The 3983-nt window shown below is 70.4% G+C and carries 3 protein-coding genes; 2 read left to right on the top strand and 1 reads right to left on the bottom strand.

The window, feature by feature from the left end; genetic code table 11:
- Positions 1-862, bottom strand: an 862-nt coding sequence (locus K7G61_RS35600) for a glycoside hydrolase family 11 protein (protein WP_225851297.1), incomplete at its 3' end; no start/stop codon positions are given.
- Positions 863-1696: 834 nt separating this feature from the next.
- Between K7G61_RS35600 and K7G61_RS35605 the strand changes: the two genes are divergently transcribed.
- Positions 1697-2710 carry an LAETG motif-containing sortase-dependent surface protein gene (locus tag K7G61_RS35605; protein WP_225851298.1) on the top strand — a complete coding sequence of 338 codons (1014 nt, stop codon included), beginning with the start codon at positions 1697-1699 and terminating at the stop codon, positions 2708-2710.
- Positions 2711-2968: 258 nt separating this feature from the next.
- Positions 2969-3983 (top strand): Hsp70 family protein (locus tag K7G61_RS35610; protein WP_225851299.1); only part of this gene is annotated, 1015 nt, incomplete at its 3' end.

The raw sequence follows: 3983 nt of genomic DNA on the forward strand, positions 1-3983 counted from the left end.
AGGCGGTGCAACTGCCCCCGGTGCCGCCGGTCGTGCCGCCGGTCGTACCTCCGGTCGTGCCGCCCGTGGTGCCTCCGGTCGTACCGCCCGTCGTACCGCCGGTGGTGCCGCCCGTGGTGCCGCCGGAGGAACTGCCGAGCGTGATGTTGGAGTTGCCGCTGGACTGGTAGCCCTCGGTGGCGAGGATCTCGTAGTTGAAGTTGCCGAGGTTCATGCCGTGGCTGGCCCAGGCCTGGAAGTGGTTGCCGACGCTGATGGTGCCGCCGGTGCGCCGGGACTGCCGGACACTCCAGTACTGGTTGAACGTCGCGGTGCCGATGATCGAGGGCTCGTTGTAGCGGGTGGTCTCGTAGATGTCGTACGTGCCGCCGTCGCTGGTGACCGTGCCCTTGTACGTGCCGGTCGGCCGGTAGGAGCCGTAGTTGTCGACGATGTAGTACTCGACCAGCGGGTTGGTGGTCCAGCCGTACAGCGACAGGTAGGCGTTGCCCGACGGGTTGAAGGAGCCGGAGTACGTCACGGGGTTGCTCGACCCGGTGCTCCAGCCCTTGCCGGCCACGAAGTTGCCGACGTTGCTCCACGAGGTGCTGTAGTTGCCACCGGAGCCGAGGGTCATGGAGGAGTACCCGCCGCCGTCGGTCCAGAAGGAGTAGAAGTAGCCGTTGTTGTTACCGGTCTGGCTCGACGTGATGACCGTGTCGGCGTTGGCGGTGCCGGGCAGGATCAGCGCGGCCACGCCGACCAGGACAAGGGCGCAGGCACTGCTGACGAGCAGCCGGAACGACCGGAGGGACCTGAGCGGTCCGGCGGACCGGCGCGAGCCGCGCCGTCGGCTTTCAGGGTGTCGTGGGGCGTCGTTCATGTACGCGCATCCCTTTCATGAGGGCTGGTGGGGGGACCTGGCGGCATGGCGCGGCCCCGGTGGGGCCGGTGGTGGCCAGGAGGTGACGGCGACCGCGCGTCGGCGCCGTTCGACAAAGCCGGTTGCGGCCCGGCGCCGTGCGCGCGGCGACCGGGAGTACCGGGCCGGCGGGCGACCCGGGTCGGCAGCCTTTTCGGGTCTGTCGACGGCGAACAGTGTTGAGCGGGGCTGTCGCACTGTCAACAGTTTCGGCAAGGATCCCGAAAGCGTCGTTCGTGACGGTGAGTTGGCGTGCGCGAGAATCCCCTGCTCGCAGCCGCTTACCCGGTCAAGTGATGGGATGAATGCGCGATGTATTCACGACTTCAAGATCACGGAAGGGGGCTCCGATTCCGAAACATTCGGTACTCGTCCCGACTGTTCCGACGCGTGAGGGAGGGGCGGAGGAGGGGCCCGAGGGGGGCCGGCGCGGGAGGCTTCGGACCCCGGCTCGCAGGGCTTCGGGCGGGCGGCCCGGCGGCCCCGGCTCCGCGGTCCCGGCGGGACTGTGACGGCGGTGAAACGCTGTGGCGCCTGTGGTTGACGGGCTGTCAATTCTGGAACCCACATGCCGTGATACCGCGCCAAGGGTGCCCGAACCGGGCGTTACCCCACTGTACAGAGGCACTACAGTCGCGCCATACTCAACCGCCCGGCCAAGCAGGCCGTGGAACCCCACACTTTGGCGGCGAGGTCGCTCGCGGGCCAGCGGGCACCTTCGTACGCGCCTCGCGCGTGAGTGGCCGCCCCCACGCGTGCGCCGAGCGCCGCCCGGCGTTCAGGGAGCAGTTCTCAGTGCGACGTTCACTCACCAGACGAGCCATAGGCGCGATAGGCCTGGGCTCCCTTACGGCCGCCCTCTCGGTGGCCGGCATCGGCACAGCGCAGGCGCACGGCGGCCACGACCATGGATGCGGCGATCTGCGCATCAAGGTGTCGGTCGACGGCGGCCAGACCTGGATCGGCAGCGGCCGCATCGGCGACCCGGCGCCGGCCAAGATCACCGTCCGGCTGCAGGGCGAGGTGCGCAAGGGCTGCGACTACGCGGTCTCGCTCGCCTCGTACAGCGCGGAGGGCCCGACCTGGGAGACCTCGGGTACGCAGGCCTTCCTCGGCTGGGACACCACCGTCCTGAACAAGGACAACCCGGAGCACACGCTCGACGTCAGCGGCAGCCTGCCGCCCTGCTTCGGCCAGATCGACCTGTACGGCAACGGCAACAAGTACGACGGCAGCGACGCCGACCACGCCCTGCCGCACTACAACGACTCGCTGACCCCGTACAACCTCATCGCGTACTGGAACGGCGGCTCGGTCTGCACGTCCCCGTCGCCGACCCCGTCGGACACGACGACGCCGCCGGTGCTGCCCTCGGACACGCCGACGGACACGCCGTCCGCCACGCCGACGGACACGCCCACCGTGTCGCCGACCGGCAGCCCGACCGACACGCCGACCACCCCCGCGTCGCCCACCGACACGCCGACGGACACCACGAGTCCGTCCGCGACGCCGAGCGAGACGCCCAGCGAGACCACCTCGCCCACCACCTCGCCCACCCCCACGGCCTCCGCGACCACGACCGCTCCGGCGGGCGCCACCGCGTCGCCCTCGCCCTCGTCGAGCGGCACCGGCCGGCCGACCACCTCGGTGGTCAAGCCCGCCTCCGTCACCACGGGCAGCGGCAACCTGGCCGAGACCGGTGGCAACGGTTCGCAGGCCACGATCTTCGCGGTCGGCGGAGCGGTCCTTCTGGTGGCCGGCGGGGGAGCCGTCTACCTGACCCGGCGCCGCAAGAACGCGCACTGACGAGGCGGCCCGCCGTCACCCCGACGGCCGACCGCTGACCGCGTGACCCGCCGGCCGCCCGCGTGGCCGGCGGCCCGCGGCGGAGCCCCGCCCTCACCCGAGGGCGGGGCTCCGCGCTTTCCCGCCGGCCCGCCCACGTCCCGGCACGTCCGCTTTGACAACGCCGGACGGGCGATTTAGTACGAAAGGGAGGGTAGGCGATCCGTCGGCAGGCGCCCTGGACGCGCCCTCGGGACGGAGCGGAGGAGGCACGCTGACATGTCGCGCGCAGTCGGTATCGACCTCGGGACCACGAACTCCGTGGTCAGTGTTCTGGAGGGCGGTGAGCCCACCGTCATCACCAACACCGAGGGGGCCAGGACCACACCCTCCGTCGTCGCCTTCGCCAAGAACGGCGACGTGCTCGTCGGCGAGGTCGCCAAGCGCCAGGCCGTGACCAACGTCGAGCGCACGGCCCGCTCGGTCAAGCGGCACATGGGCGAGACGCAGTGGCGGTTCCCCGACAGCGGGGACATCGACGGCAAGCGCTACACCGCGCAGGAGATCTCCGCCCGGGTGCTGCAGAAGCTGAAGCGGGACGCGGAGGCGTACCTCGGCGAGGACGTCACCGACGCGGTGATCACCGTGCCCGCGTACTTCAACGACGCCCAGCGCACCGCCACCAAGGAGGCGGGCGAGATCGCCGGGCTGAAGGTGCTGCGGATCGTCAACGAGCCGACCGCGGCCGCCCTCGCGTACGGCCTGGACAAGGAGAAGGAGCAGACGATCCTGGTCTTCGACCTGGGCGGCGGCACCTTCGACGTCTCGCTGCTCGACATCGGCGAGGGCGTGGTCGAGGTCAAGGCCACCAACGGCGACACCCACCTCGGCGGCGACGACTGGGACCAGCGGATCGTGGACCACCTGGCCACCCAGTTCAAGAACCACCACGGGATCGACCTGACCAAGGACAAGATGGCCACCCAGCGGCTCCGGGAAGCCGCCGAGAAGGCCAAGATGGAGCTCTCCTCGGCCACCGAGACCACGATCAACCTGCCGTACATCACCGCGTCGGCCGAGGGCCCGCTGCACCTGGACGAGAAGCTGACCCGCGCCCAGTTCCAGCAGCTCACCGCCGACCTGCTGGAGCGCTGCAAGGAGCCGTTCCACAACGCGGTCAAGGACGCCGGCATCCAGGTCTCCGACATCGCCCAGGTGATCCTGGTCGGCGGCTCCACCCGCATGCCCGCGGTGACCGAGCTGGTACGGGAGCTGACCGGCGGCAAAGAGCCGC

Source organism: Streptomyces sp. HPF1205 (genome assembly GCF_020400825.1).
GTDB lineage: Bacteria > Actinomycetota > Actinomycetes > Streptomycetales > Streptomycetaceae > Actinacidiphila.